The organism is Brevibacterium oceani, from assembly GCF_013623835.1.
In the GTDB taxonomy this organism is placed as follows: Bacteria; Actinomycetota; Actinomycetes; order Actinomycetales; family Brevibacteriaceae; genus Brevibacterium; species Brevibacterium oceani.
Genome location: NZ_JABKDE010000011.1, coordinates 25,260 through 37,862, shown reverse-complemented (window position 1 = coordinate 37,862; position 12,603 = coordinate 25,260). Strand labels below are relative to the sequence as shown.

Here is a 12,603-nt window from a genome sequence, read left to right as displayed (position 1 = left end):
CTAACGAGGACCGCTTCCCAACCGCGGCCAGGCTCCGCTCTCACTCGACCGCCGCGTGCTCCTGAAGTCGGTCGAACGTCTTGAGCATCTGCTCCGGATCGGCTCTCCGGCCGGTGAACAGCTCGAAGGACGCTGCGGCCTGACCAACCGCCATTCGTGCCCCGCCGAAGGCCCGGCAGCCCCGCGCCTCGGCGGCTTGGATGAGCGTGGTCTTCTGCGGGCGGTAGATGACATCGCCGACCCACAGGTCCGGGCGCAGGAGTTCGAGAGCGATCGGGCTCGCATCGGAGACCCCGGTCATCCCGATCGGAGTCGCGTTGACCAAGCCCACGGCCTCCCGCATGACCTTCGCGGTCTCCTCCGGTGCGCCCACACGCAGGCGGGAGGAGTCGAAGGCCGCGGACAGCCGAGCCTTGAGGGATTCGGCGCTCCCGGGATCGATGTCGATGACCGTGAGTTCGGGGACACCGGCCTTGAGCAGGGCATAGGCCACCGCGGCTCCGGCTCCGCCGGCCCCGATCTGGACGACGCTGCCGTAAGTGGGATCGACGGCGATCGAGGCGAGCGCCTCGGCGAAACCCCCGTGATCGGTGTTGCGCCCGATCAGTCGACCCTGCGAGATCGTCATCGTATTGACTGCGCCGAGCAGCCCCGCATCCTCATCGAGTTCGTCGACGGCGGGAATGACGGCACGTTTGGCCGGGTGGGTGACGTTGAATCCGGAGTACCCGCAGTCGATGGCCGTCGTGACCAGCGCGGGCCAATCCGGCTCCCCGTCGGCACCGGTCACGGACCCCCGCATGAGCGTCGGGTCGAGGGGACGGTAGACGAGTGGGAAGCCGTGGCGCAGGGCTTCGGCCTCATGCATCGGCGGGGTGAGGGAGCCGGCGACATTGGTGCCGATGAGTCCGAGCAGCGTGGAGGACTCAGTCATGGTCGACTCCGGTAAGAAGCGCCTCGGCGGATTCCCTGAGCACCCTGGCATAGGCGAGATCGCCGAGCCGAGTGACGAGCCCGGCATTCGGCACCTCGAGACTCAGCGGCACCCCCTCCGGTACGGCAGCGAGGAGCTCTCGCAGGGGAAACTCACCGTCGCCGGGAACGAGGCGGTGCGCCCGTGACTCGACCTTGCGAACCTCGCCTTCGGCGGTCATTCCGCGTGGCAGCTCGCCCGTGATGTCGATGCGGTCAGGCAGCTCGAGTGGGCCGTCGCAGAGCTGCACGACCGGGATGAGAGAGGCGTCGAGGTCGGCCACCTCGGCGGGGGTGTTGGCACCCCGCTGCAGGTGCAGGGGGTCGAGCATGACGTGCGCTCCGGCCGCGGTGGCGATGTCACGTGCCTGGGCCACTGTGCTCACCGCGTTGTAGCTGATGAGTTCGAGGGCGGGAGTGATGCCGTAGGCGGCGGCGTCGACGACGAGGGCGCCCAGAGTCTCCGTCAGCCTGGGGAAGTCCGGGTCCTGCCCGGCGAGGTTGAGTGTTGAGGCACCGAGTGCCGCACCGGCTTCGAGCATCGGCATCCACTCCTCACGACCGGTGGTGCCGTCGAGGGAGAGGAACTCGATGTCGCGGACCTGCAGTCCGGTGTCATCGAGCCGGACGAGGGTCTCCCGTGACATCCGCGAACCGGGCGACTGATCGGGTAGGTCCTCCCCCGCTGTCGCACCTCGCACCCGAATACCGACGAAATCGAAGCCCGCCCGAGCGGCGACGTCGACCAAGGCGTCGGGGTCGAGGTGGAGCAGGCTGAGGTGGGCGATTCCGATATCGGTCATCGCACGGTCTCCTTTCCGGGGGTCTCGGAGTCGGCACTGTCATCTCTCGCAGCGTTCACGGAGGCGTACTCATCGGGTCGTTCCGGTCGGCCCGAGCGCATGGATCGGTAGAGGGCACTCATTGTGCCCAGGGACCGCAGTGCGTCCTCCCCAGTGACCACGGGAGCTCGCCCCGCATGCACGGAGTCGACGAAGTCGGCGATCTGGGCGGCGTGGAAGGGCATGAGGGATCCGTTGATCTCGCTGAGGGCGCGGTCATCGAGGATCGTCTCGGGATAGTCGAACGAGCGGTCGGCAGGCACGGCCCAGACGTCGTTGATCGCCTCGGCGCCTTCCGGGTACTCGAAGAGGCTCACGGTCGCGCCCGTCGATCCGGTGATCGCGATCCGCTGTCCCAGTCCGGGGGTGAGTGCGGTGGAGGCGGTGAACTGCGCGATGGCTCCGCTGCTCAGACGCAGCGTCGCGGCCAGAGTGTCCTCGACTTCGATGATGTCGCCGTGAGTGAAGGTGTCGGCGGCAGTCATCACCCACTCGACGTCGCCGAGGTACCACTGGAGCAGGTCGACATAGTGGATGGCCTGGGTCATGAGCACACCGCCGCCGTCGCTGGCCCACTTTCCCCGCCACGGTGTGGCCGTGTAGTAACTGGAATCGCGGTGGAGGAGGACCTCGATGCGAGCGAGGATCGGATCGCCGAGTGTGCCGTCTTCGATGGCGGTGCGGATGCGCTGTGCGGCCGGCCACAGCCGCCGCTGGAACACGCACCCGAGAGTGACGCCCGCGTCCCGGCAGGATCGGACCATTCTCTCCGCCGACGCCACGTCGATGGCGATCGGCTTCTCACAGAGCACATGCACGCCGTGATCGGCCGCCGTGACGACGACCTCCTCATGGGTGGGGTGGGGTGTGCACACACTGACGATGTCGAGGTCGAGGTCGAACAGCGCCGGCAGCGTCGTCACCGCTCGCGGGATGTCGTGCTCGGCGGCGAAGGCGCGTGCCCGCTGATCATCGATGTCGAAGCATCCGATGATCTCGACGCCGGGGAGATCCCTATAGGCGCTCGCGTGATTGGCCGCGATCGCTCCGCAGCCGATGATCCCGGCTCGCAGCGCTCTCACCTCGCCTGCCCCTGAGCGGCGAGGCTCACAGTTCTCCGGTCGCGTCACCTCGGGGGTGTTCGCGGTGGTCTGGGGATGGCTCACTCATCTCTCCATTCGTCATGGTTCGTACTCACGGTCATCGAGGTGTGACTTCTCGATCGCCGGCGCCCTGACCGAGCTTGTCTGTCGGTGTGCGGGAAGTTTCGGGGCTGAGGAAGGCGCAGATGCCTGAGACGGCGACACAGCCGGCGGAGAACACTGCCACGGCGACCCAGTTGTGGGCGGCACCGGAGAGCGATTCGGCGATGGCGGGGGTGAAACCGGCGAGCAGCAGCCCGATCATCAGGCAGATCGCCATGCCGCTGTAGCGGACATTGGCCGGGAACTGCTCCGGGAAATAGGCGGGGTAGACGCTGTTCGACATCGAATAGCCGCCGGCGACGAGCAGCATGCCGAGGATCCAGACCACGGCCGTGTTCTCAGGGTCGCCGTTGGCCAGGGCTCCGAGGAAGGCGAAGATGAGCACGATCTGGGCGATCACGCCGAGGATGAAGATCGGCTTGCGCCCGAATCGGTCCGAGAGGTGCGCCCACATCGGCAGAGCGAAGACGGCGATGAGATTGGCGATGCTGATGAAGAGCAGCATCTCACTGCGGGGAATTCCGGAGACGTCGGTGCCGTAGGAGAGCGTGAAGACGTTGACCATGGTGTTGACCATCGTGAACAGGCTCATTCCGGTGACCAGGGCGACGGTTCGCGGGTGGCTCCTGATGAGTTCGAAGACGGGCACCTTGACGACCTCGTTCTTCTCCTTGGTCTCGGCGAAGACCTCGGGTTCGTCCAGCGTCCGGCGCAGGATCAGCGCGACCACCGTGACGACGGCGCTGAGCAGGAACGGCAGCCTCCACCCCCAGCTCATGATCGCCTCGTCGGGCAGCAGCTGGATGGGGATGAACACGGCCGAGGAGATGACGATTCCGAAGGTGATTCCGGCCATCGTCCAGCTGGTGAAGAATCCGCGCCGGTGATCGGGGGCATGTTCCATCGACAAAGCCGATGAGCCCGGGGATTCGCCGCCGGCGGAGAGCCCCTGGGCCAGTCGGAGGACGACGATGATGATCGGTGCCCAGATCCCGATCTGGGCATAGGTCGGAACGAGACCGATGATGAAGGTCGACGCGCCCATGAGGACGAGGACGGCGATGAGGACCTTTTTGCGTCCGAAGACATCGCCGAGGTGGCCCCACAACAGCGCTCCCAAGGGGCGGGAGACGTAGGCGACGCCGATCGTCGCAAGCGAGAACAGCTGTCCGCTGCCTCCGGCTCCAGGGAAGTAGAGATCTTGAAGGTAGAGGGCCGCCGCAGTGGCGAAGATGAAGAAGTCGTAGTATTCGAGTGCGCTGCCGGCGAATCCGGAGATCGCGGCATTGCGGGCGTTCTTGCGTCGCCGTTCGGCCAGTTCGGGGCTCGGCGCGGCTTCCCGCCCGGAGTGATTGGTCATAGTCACAGGGTGTCCTTTGCGTGGACCGGATCAGCACCTCATTGTGTGCTCCGCCGGCAATGGTCTTCTCACTGTCGTCCAGCTGGGCTGGATCTGCGTCGAGGCCCGGACGGTTCGCGCCTCTGTGGTCCTCGTCGCCTTTTCGAGTCTGTGCGACGGATTGTGAAAAGTCCAAGATGCAATCTATCTGAGACTATGTGCGACCTACGCTTAGTAGGCGCGAGGGCCCATCACTCCTCCTCAAGCGGGGGAAAGACATCGTCGAGGATGCTCAGCAGCGCCGCCACAGCGATCGAATCGTTCTCGCTCGACCAGATGATGCCATGACGGAAGGCATGCGGCCGGCCGGCGATCTCAACCCAGACCGCGGCTTCAGGCAGGACGGCGATGACCTCGGATGACACGAGGGCGACACCCACGCCTGCGGCCACCATGCTGAGGATGAGGAACGGGTCGCTGACCGTCTGGGCGACGTCCGGATTGAAGCCGGACTCCTGGCAGATCTGACGGGCCGCGAGCGTCAACGAGGAGTTCCCGTCGACCGGACCCATGACGAAGGGCTCCTGCCGCAGCTCGGTGACCTCGACGGACGTCCGTTCGGCCAGACGGTGATCGGCCGGGACGACGACTCCGACGCGCTGGCGGGAGATCTCGCGTCCCTGCAGCGGCTCGTCGACCTCGCCGACGAGTCCGACGAAGGCCGCGTCGAGCTCTCCGTTGCGTACCCTGCGCATCCCGTCAAGGGTGCGCACTCCGCCGACGAGGTTGAGTTCGACCCCAGGGAAACGTCGCCGCAGCGATCGGGTGAGGTGAGGCAGAGTGTGATGGTTGTGCATGCCCGAGAAGCCGAGCGTGAGCGTGCCGGTGGGAATGCCGTCGGCACTGCGCGTCGCCTCGACCGCGCTGCCGAGCACATTGATGACACGGTGCGCATAGGGCAGGAGCGCCTCCCCCGGAGCCGTGAGACCGACCGAACGGGTGCTGCGGTTGAACAGCGTGACGCCGAGCTCTCGCTCGAGGCGTCGGATCACTTGACTCAGTGGTGACTGCGCCATGTGCAGACGAGCCGCGGCCCGCCCGAAGTGCATCTCCTCAGCGACGGCGACGAAGGCCTCCAGCCAACGGATCTCCATGCGTGAACTCCCTGTGGTCGAGGACGGCAGGCGAGGCCTGACGGCGCGCCGGGCGGCCCGGGCGACGACGCACCAGTTTATGACGCTGATCATACATAGTTTCTGATGGATAGAGAATCAATCCCACAGAACGCTTGTTCTCCGCCTCACCCGGCGGCAAGGATCGTGGCACATCCACTCACCGCCGAGTGCCCGTCGAGACGCTCGACCACCACGGCGGTGAAGGGACCGAGGACGGCTCGTCCGAGCCGTTGATTCCACGAACCACCCAGGAGATCTGCCATGGCGCTCTTCGCCGTCACCTACACCTATGCCCCCGATTCCGAGTCCGGTCGCGACGACCATCGACCGGCACACCTCGAGTTCCTCCAGCGCCTCTTTGATTCCGGCCGCCTTGTCGTCAGCGGACCCACCGACTCTGCAGGGCAGGCGCCTGGCGCCCTGCTCATCATCCGTGGCGCGTCGAGCGCCGACGTCGACACGACGATGGCTGAGGACCCGTTCGCACAGCGCGGATACCTCACGCGGACAGTGACGTCGTGGGAGCCGAAATTCGGCGCCGACCGCCTCGGTGAGATCCGCTGATGCTGGCCGTGCGCACCATCTCCGCGAACACCCTCGACTACATCGAGATCGACGCCCCTGCCCCCGGACTCGGAGAGGCGCTCATTGCGGTCGATCACCTCACCCTGTGCGGAACCGATCTCCACATCTTCGAGGACGACTACACCACCGAGCTGCCGCTCATCCAAGGCCACGAGATCGTCGGGACGGTCACCGCCCTCGGCGACGGTGCCCGCGGCACCGGAGTGACCCTCGGAGACCGCGTCGCCATCGATCCTCTCATCAGCTGCGGAGAGTGCCGTGCCTGTCGGCGCGGGCGGGGCAACGTCTGTCCCGAGCTCGTCGTCCTCGGCTGCTATTGCGACGGAGGATTCGCCGAATACCTCAGCGTCCCCACCGACCGGCTGCACCTCCTTCCTGCCGGCCTGCCGCCGGAACTCGGACCGATCGCGGAACCGGCGGCGATCTCACTCGAAGCCGTGCGCCGCGGGCGCGCCGTCGCAGAGGACACGGTCCTCGTCCTCGGCGCCGGCCCGATCGGGCTGCTCGCCACGCTCGCCCTCCACGACCTCGGCGCTCGGGTCATCACCGCCGATACCGTGCCCGAGCGTCTGACGATGGCGACGGCCATGGGCAGTGAGGCAACGCTCCTCATCGATCCGAATGCCGCCTTCCCCGCCGCGGAACTCGACCGCTTCATCGGCACAGCCGCCGATGGTCCCGACCTCGTCATCGAGGCCACTGGAGTGCCCTCCTCACTGGAGAACGCCCTGCGAGCCGTCGCCCCCGCCGGCCGCGTCGTGCAGGTCGGCATCTCCACGCACCCGACCGCATTCCCGCTCAACATCATTCCCTTCAAAGAGGTCGATCTGCTCGGCAGCCGCAACAGTCAGGGTCTCATGCCCGAGGCCCTGGCTCTCATCGACCGCCATGCCGCCGCCGTTCGGGAGCTGATCACCCATCGGTTCGACCTCGGCGACCTCGATACGGCGTTCGCCACGATGAGCGATCGCAGCCAACGCGTCGGCAAGATCCTCATCGACATGCCGGGGAGGCGCCGTTGATCACCACACCGAGTGCAGACCTGCCCACCGACGTCGATGTCGCCGTCATCGGTTCGGGTGCCGCCGGCCTCACGGCCGCCACCCGGGCCGCCGAGGCTCACACTCGCGTCATCGTTGTGGAGAAGGCACATCAGCTGGGAGGAACGACCGCGGTCGGAGGTGGCGTCATCTGGGCACCGGCGAACCCGCTGGCGGCAGCGGCCGGGTACCCCGACTCCCGTGAAGACGCCCGCGCCTATGTGCTCGCCGCCTCCGCCGGCGCCATGAGCGAGACCGAAGCACGGTGGTACGTCGAGACTGCCGCCGCTGCCGTCGACTACCTCTGCACCGCCACGCGGGTCCGCCTGGCTCCCCTGGCCAGACCCGACTACCGACTCGAATTCCCCGGCGCCACCGAGGGCGGGCGCAGCCTCGACAACGCGGCCTTCGACGTCGGCGCGGTGCCGGGCCTGTCCGAGGTGCTGCGGCCCTCGAGCTACTTTCCGCTGCTGACCATGGCCGAACGCGATGATCTCGACGGCTCCGCTGCTGCTCCCGAACTGCTGGCGCGACGTGCAGAGCTCGGAGTGCGCACGATGGGCGGAGCCTTGGCGGCGAGCCTGCTCATGTCGGCGATCGACCGCGACGTCTCGGTGGCCGTCGATGCCGCTGTGGGCTCCCTCGACCGTGCCGATGACGACCGGTGGCTGCTCACCCTGCACGACGGGACGGCGATCCGTGCCGATTCCGTCATCATCGCCTCGGGCGGGTTCGAATGGAACCCGCGCCTGCAGGCGGCCTTCCTGCCCCACCCGATCACCCCGATCTCGGCACCGTCGAACGAAGGGGACGGGCTCGAACTCGGGCTGCGCCTCGGCGGGGCTGTGTCCGATATGACGAGTTTCTGGGGAGTTCCGGTGATCACCGCCCCGGGTCAGGTCTACGACGGCAGGCCGTCGGGGCGGATGGGCAATGTCGAGATGACGCTGCCGGGGTCGATCACCGTCGGCGCCGACGGCAAGCGCTTCGTCAACGAAGCCCTCAACTACCACGACGCAGCACGAGTCTTCGGCGCCACCGATGCCGCACGGCTCTCACCAAAAGGCGATCCGGCGTGGCTCATCGTCGACCGGCAGTACCTCGACTCATACCCGATCGCCGGTTCCACTCCGGGCAGCCCCGCCGACTGGATGGTCGAGGCCGAGACGATCGAGGCCCTCGCCGAGGCGATCGAGGTCGATCCGACGGGGCTGGCCGACCAGGTCGCCCGGTTCAACGCCGACGCCGCGATCGGCATCGACGAGGAGTTCGGTCGGGGAAGCACGCCGCAGGACAGATTCCTCGGGGACTCCTCCATCACCCCGAACCCGTGCCTGCGCGGGCTGACGAGACCACCGTTCTACGCGGTGCCCGTCCGCTGCGGCGCCCTCGGCACGAGCGGTGGACTGAGCACCGATGCCCACGGGCGGGTCATCGACTTCTCCGGCATCCCGATCGACGGGCTGTATGCAGCAGGGAACGTGTCCGCCTCGGTCTTCCATGGAGCCTACCCCGGGGGCGGCGCCACCCTCGGCTCGGCCGTCGTCCGCGGCTACGCCGCCGGTTCGCACATCGCCGATGGCCGCTGCTGAGATGCCCACGCGGACGTCAGCGGAAGCGAACCGGAGACACCATCGATTATCCTTCAACTCCTATATAGTCTCGGACCGATCGAGAAACAATCGTGCACAAAACTTGAATGGCTGCGAGCCTCCCGGCACGATTCTCAGAGAGGGACATCGCAGGAGTTCCGGGCGGCACGAGGCCCGGCACACCTGCACTGCACGACCACCCCGCAACGAATGGAGCAATGATGCCGCACGGATCACAGAGCACACAGCAGAACTACGATGTCATCGTCATCGGATCCGGTGCAGGCGGGCTGTCGACTGCCGTCACCGCGGCCCATCTGGGTCTGAGTGTGCTCGTCCTCGAACGCGACCGCCGGTGCGGCGGAGCGACCTCACGATCGGGGGGATGGATGTGGACCCCACGCAGCGAGTTCGCCCATGCCGACGGCGTCGACGAATCGATCGATGACATCAAGAGCTACCTCAAAGCGGTCGTCGGCGACGACTACGACGAGGAGCGCACCGACGCATTCCTGCGCAACGCCCCGGAGATGGTCTCCTTCTTCGAACATGAGACCTCCCTGCAGTTCGTGCCGGGCACGAAGATCTGCGACATCTACGGCGACCTGCCCCACGCCGGCACCGGCCACCGCTCGGTCGGACCGAAGCCCGTGAGCGGACGGACCATCTCCCCCGGACTCCGGCGGATCATGTCCCCGCAGTACTGGGAGACCTCCTTCCTCGGCATGGGCATCATGGCCGGGCCGGACCTGCAGGGCTTCCTCGCCGCCGCGAAGTTCCGACCCCACGGGTGGTGGCATTCGGCCAAACGCGTGCTCGGCTATGCCTTCGACCTCGCGACCGCCGGCCAGGGCATGCACTACGTCAACGGTGTCGCCCTCGTCGCGCGCCTGATGCAGTCCGCTGCCGACCTCGGCGTCGACATCCGGGTCAGCCACCGTGTCGACGACCTCATCCAGGACAGCACAGGCAGAGTCGCCGCCGTCGTCGCCGAGACTCCGCGTGGCCGACAGACCTTCCGGGCCGGTCGCGGAATCGTCATCGCCGCCGGTGGATTCTCCGCGAACGCGAGCATGCGCCGCGAGCACTTTCCCCATAACCGCAGCGCCGACGACCATTGGACACTGGCGCCGCAGACGGCCGACGGCTCGGGAATCGAACTCGGGGCCTCCGTCGGCGGAATCCTCGACACCGACGGGGTCTCCCCCGCCGCCTGGTGCCCCGTGTCGCTGTTCCCCTATCGCAGCGGCCGCAACGGCGTCTTCCCTCACATCATGGACCGTGCCAAACCCGGGTCGATCAGCGTCACCCGCCGCGGCCGCCGGTTCGTCAATGAAGCCAACGGCTATTGGGACTACGTCACGGGACTCAACGATGCGACACCGGAAGGTGAGGTGGCCGAAGCCTGGCAGATCGCCGATTCCCGAGCGGTCTCCCGCTACCCCTTCGGCTTCGCTATGCCACGACCCGTGCCGAAGTTCCCATTCCTGCGCTCCGGCTACCTCATCAAGGCCGACACCCTCGCCGAGCTCGCCGAGAAGTGCGGCATCGACCCGGACACGCTCGCTGAGACCGTCGCGACGTTCAACGCGAACGCACGAGAAGGACGAGACCCGCAGTTCCATCGGGGTCAGACTCCGTTCAACCGCTACGGCGGAGACCCGGACGTCACCCCCAACCCCTCACTCGCCCCGATCGAGCACGGCCCCTTCTATGCAGTGCACGTGCGACAGGGGTCGTTCGGCACGTTCGCCGGCCTGCGCACCGATGCCAAGGCACGACTGCTCGACAGCGAGGGCGCCCCGGTGCCCGGAGTCCATGTCGTCGGCGTCGACCAGAAGAACCTCTTCGCCGGCCGCTACCCGGCCGGCGGGGTGAACATCGGCCCGGCGATGACGTTCGGCTACATCACAGGCCGTGTACTCGCAGGCGCCGAGTCCACCACCGCCGACGCTGCCGTCGACGCTGCGACGAGCGCCTGAGCGGTCCACCGTCTCAGTCCGACTTCCCTGAGAGAAACAGGTTTCACCATGACCATGCCACTTGCCACAGAACTTCCGACCGCAGACGGCCAGCCGCCGGCAGCCCTCCACGAGGGTGACGAACTCGATGTCCTCGTCATCGGTGCCGGAGGTGCCGGTCTCTCCGCCGCTGTCTTCGCCGCGATCGCGGGGATGCGCACCGCCATCATCGAACGGACCGAACACGTCGGAGGAACCACGGCCTTCACCGCGGGAACCACCTGGGTCCCGGGCACGACCCACGCCGAGGAGATCGGCGCCGCGGACTCCCGAGCCGAAGCGCGCGCCTTCCTCGACGCCGCCGTGGGCCCCCACTCGCCGGCGGCGCTGCGGGAACGGTTCCTCGAGCTCGGACCCGAGGCGGTGACCGTGCTCGAGGCCGGATCGCACGTGACCTATCGAGCACGGGAGAAGCACCCGGACTACCTCACGCAGCTGTCCGGGTCACGACTGTCCGGACGCGCGCTCGAACCCCATCCCTTCGACGGCGCTCAGCTGGGCGAGCGCCTTGCTCTGGTGAGAGAACCGCTCCCCGAGTTCACGGCCTTCGGCGGCATGTCACTCGAACGCGACGACATCGGACATCTGCTCGGCGCCCACCCTGAGGAGGAATCGCGTTCGCACCTGCTGGCGCTGCGCCGTGCCTACCGGGATTCCTTGGACGCCCACGGGCGCGACAGTCGCCGGACCATGGGCAATGCACTCATCGCCGGACTGCTGGGGACCCTCGACGATGCGAGAGTCCCCGTGCTCACTCAGAGCGAGGTCACCAGTGTCTCCTCGCGCTCACACGACGGCCCCTACCGGGTCGTCATCAGCGAGGCAGGCCGGAGGCAGGCGATCACGGCGCGCAACATCATCTTCGCCAGCGGCGGCTTCAACCGCAGCCCCGAACGCCGGGCACAGCTGCTGCCAGGCCACGACCTCGACTGGTGCCCGGGTGCACCGGGACACACCGGGCAGGCACACGACCTCATCGACGACCTCGGCGGTCGGTATGGTTCTGCCGCCCTTGCTCACACCTACTATGCGCCCGTCTCCAGGCGGCAGCGAGAAGACGGATCGTGGGCAGTGTTCCCGCACTTCGTCATGGACCGAGCCAAACCGCATATGGTCGTCGTCGACCAAGATGGACACCGGTATCTCAATGAGTCGACGAGCTACCATCTCTTCGGAATGCGCATGGTCGGCCACGACAATGAGATTCCAGGGCGGTCGATCCCTTCGTTCCTGATCACCGATGCCGAGGGCATGCACCGGTATGGGCTGGGCATGGTCCACCCGTTCCAGAGTGAGAGTCGCCTGGCCGGACACGTCGAATCGGGGTACCTCTTCCGCGGTGATTCCATTGCCGAGCTCGCCGGAGCCATCGGCGTTCCCGCCACAGAATTGCAGACCACGATCGAGCGCCTCAACGGTCCTGCCAGTGTCGGTGAGGACCCGGACTTCCACCGCGGTGCCAACGACTACGAACGCTTCAACGGAGACGCCGGTTCGCCGACCGGGCACCCGAACGTCGCTCCGGTCGACGGAGGACCCTACTATGCCGTTCGGCTCTTCCCCGGAGACATCGGGGCATCCACCGGGTACGTCACCGACGAGTCGGCAGCCGTGCTCACTGCCTCCGGTGAGCCGATCGACGGCATCTACGCGGTGGGCAACGACATGCAGTCGGTAATGGGCGGGGTCTACCCTGCTCCCGGAATCACGATCGGCCCCGGGCTGGTCTTCGCCTATGCCGCAGTGCGCGACATCCTCGGCCGTCCCCTTCCCGGCGCCGAAGCGACGCGCACGGTGCCGGGGTGGGATGACGACGCCGGGAGCCGGTGACC

Annotated in this window: 11 protein-coding genes; 5 read left to right on the top strand and 6 right to left on the bottom strand. The window is 67.1% G+C overall.

The genetic code is table 11. The features are described from left to right. Positions 1 to 40 precede the first annotated feature (40 nt). The 6 genes from HK401_RS19085 to HK401_RS19060 all read right to left on the bottom strand — a co-directional run bounded on the left by HK401_RS19085 (position 41) and on the right by HK401_RS19060 (position 5,796). Positions 41 to 934, bottom strand: coding sequence for a shikimate dehydrogenase (locus HK401_RS19085; RefSeq protein WP_181276244.1), 894 nt, complete (start codon positions 932 to 934; stop codon positions 41 to 43). Further along, the gene (locus HK401_RS19080; protein WP_181276243.1) at positions 927 to 1,775 is read right to left on the bottom strand and encodes a sugar phosphate isomerase/epimerase family protein; all 849 of its coding nucleotides are present in this window, start codon (positions 1,773 to 1,775) and stop codon (positions 927 to 929) included. Before HK401_RS19080 ends, HK401_RS19085 begins: the two co-directional genes overlap by 8 nt. Beyond that, positions 1,772 to 2,980, bottom strand: a complete 1,209-nt coding sequence (locus HK401_RS19075) for a Gfo/Idh/MocA family protein (RefSeq protein ID WP_309136048.1) — start codon at positions 2,978 to 2,980, stop codon at positions 1,772 to 1,774. The genes HK401_RS19080 and HK401_RS19075 overlap by 4 nt, the downstream gene beginning before the upstream one ends. Before the next feature lie 34 nt (positions 2,981 to 3,014). Beyond that, a complete protein-coding gene (locus HK401_RS19070) occupies positions 3,015 to 4,379 on the bottom strand; it encodes an MFS transporter (RefSeq protein ID WP_181276288.1) in 1,365 nt (454 codons plus the stop codon). Positions 4,380 to 4,609: 230 nt separating this feature from the next. Beyond that, positions 4,610 to 5,512 (bottom strand): LysR family transcriptional regulator, encoded by a 903-nt coding sequence (locus tag HK401_RS19065; RefSeq protein WP_181276242.1) that lies wholly within the window; start codon positions 5,510 to 5,512, stop codon positions 4,610 to 4,612. Positions 5,513 to 5,658: 146 nt separating this feature from the next. Continuing rightward, the gene (locus tag HK401_RS19060; protein WP_181276241.1) at positions 5,659 to 5,796 is read right to left on the bottom strand and encodes a hypothetical protein; all 138 of its coding nucleotides are present in this window, start codon (positions 5,794 to 5,796) and stop codon (positions 5,659 to 5,661) included. Between HK401_RS19060 and HK401_RS19055 the strand changes: the two genes are divergently transcribed. From HK401_RS19055 to HK401_RS19035, 5 genes are all read left to right on the top strand, one after another. After that, positions 5,795 to 6,097, top strand: a complete 303-nt coding sequence (locus HK401_RS19055) for a YciI family protein (protein ID WP_181276240.1) — start codon at positions 5,795 to 5,797, stop codon at positions 6,095 to 6,097. The genes HK401_RS19060 and HK401_RS19055 overlap by 2 nt on opposite strands. Further along, positions 6,097 to 7,140, top strand: a complete 1,044-nt coding sequence (locus tag HK401_RS19050; protein ID WP_181276239.1) for a zinc-dependent alcohol dehydrogenase — start codon at positions 6,097 to 6,099, stop codon at positions 7,138 to 7,140. The genes HK401_RS19055 and HK401_RS19050 overlap by 1 nt, the downstream gene beginning before the upstream one ends. Continuing rightward, positions 7,137 to 8,750 (top strand): FAD-dependent oxidoreductase, encoded by a 1,614-nt coding sequence (locus HK401_RS19045; RefSeq protein ID WP_181276238.1) that lies wholly within the window; start codon positions 7,137 to 7,139, stop codon positions 8,748 to 8,750. Before HK401_RS19050 ends, HK401_RS19045 begins: the two co-directional genes overlap by 4 nt. A 221-nt stretch (positions 8,751 to 8,971) precedes the next feature. Continuing rightward, a complete protein-coding gene (locus HK401_RS19040; protein ID WP_181276237.1) occupies positions 8,972 to 10,732 on the top strand; it encodes an FAD-dependent oxidoreductase in 1,761 nt (586 codons plus the stop codon). Between the two features lie 48 nt (positions 10,733 to 10,780). Then, positions 10,781 to 12,601: an FAD-dependent oxidoreductase gene (locus HK401_RS19035; RefSeq protein ID WP_219922087.1), complete on the top strand. Its 1,821-nt coding sequence runs from the start codon at positions 10,781 to 10,783 to the stop codon at positions 12,599 to 12,601. Positions 12,602 to 12,603 lie beyond the last annotated feature (2 nt).

Coding starts and splice junctions, on each gene's coding strand:
- HK401_RS19085 (WP_181276244.1), bottom strand. CDS start 934: ATGACTGAGTCCTCCACGCTGCTCGGACTCATCGGCACCAATGTCGCC.
- HK401_RS19080 (WP_181276243.1), bottom strand. CDS start 1,775: ATGACCGATATCGGAATCGCCCACCTCAGCCTGCTCCACCTCGACCCC.
- HK401_RS19070 (WP_181276288.1), bottom strand. CDS start 4,379: ATGACCAATCACTCCGGGCGGGAAGCCGCGCCGAGCCCCGAACTGGCC.
- HK401_RS19065 (WP_181276242.1), bottom strand. CDS start 5,512: ATGGAGATCCGTTGGCTGGAGGCCTTCGTCGCCGTCGCTGAGGAGATG.
- HK401_RS19055 (WP_181276240.1), top strand. CDS start 5,795: ATGGCGCTCTTCGCCGTCACCTACACCTATGCCCCCGATTCCGAGTCC.
- HK401_RS19060 (WP_181276241.1), bottom strand. CDS start 5,796: ATGGCAGATCTCCTGGGTGGTTCGTGGAATCAACGGCTCGGACGAGCC.
- HK401_RS19050 (WP_181276239.1), top strand. CDS start 6,097: ATGCTGGCCGTGCGCACCATCTCCGCGAACACCCTCGACTACATCGAG.
- HK401_RS19040 (WP_181276237.1), top strand. CDS start 8,972: ATGCCGCACGGATCACAGAGCACACAGCAGAACTACGATGTCATCGTC.
- HK401_RS19035 (WP_219922087.1), top strand. CDS start 10,781: ATGACCATGCCACTTGCCACAGAACTTCCGACCGCAGACGGCCAGCCG.